The following is a 348-nucleotide window of genomic DNA, read 5'->3' on the forward strand; positions in this document are numbered from 1 at the left end:
TGCGCTGTCAATTGGGTATCAAACAGTCCTTCTCCCAAGCGCATCAAGACCTCTAAAATAGCTGGGCTGACAAAGAAATAACCAAACGCTAGCCCCAGCACAAAGCAAATAAAGCTAGCTGGGATGTAGGCAAAGACTGCACGCGCCTCCTTCTCCCTCAAAGCTGGCCTTACAAATTGCCAAATCTGGTAGACAATAAAGGGCAGTGTCAGGCTAAAAGCTGTGAGATTGGCCAGCGATACATAGATCCAGAGGATATCATTAGGCCCTAATACCAGCAATTTTTGATGCAGGCTAGCGGTCAAGATCTGGTAGAGTTCTCCCCCAAATACAAAGGCTACGATGAAG

The 348-nt window shown here is 47.1% G+C and carries 1 protein-coding gene; it reads right to left on the reverse strand.

Translation table 11 applies throughout. From position 1 onward, the window contains the following. Positions 1-348 (reverse strand): twin-arginine translocase subunit TatC (locus SPADD19_RS11100; protein WP_164905876.1); only part of this gene is annotated, 348 nt, incomplete at both ends.

Source organism: Streptococcus parasanguinis (genome assembly GCF_001578955.1).
Classification (GTDB): Bacteria; Bacillota; Bacilli; order Lactobacillales; family Streptococcaceae; genus Streptococcus; species Streptococcus parasanguinis_U.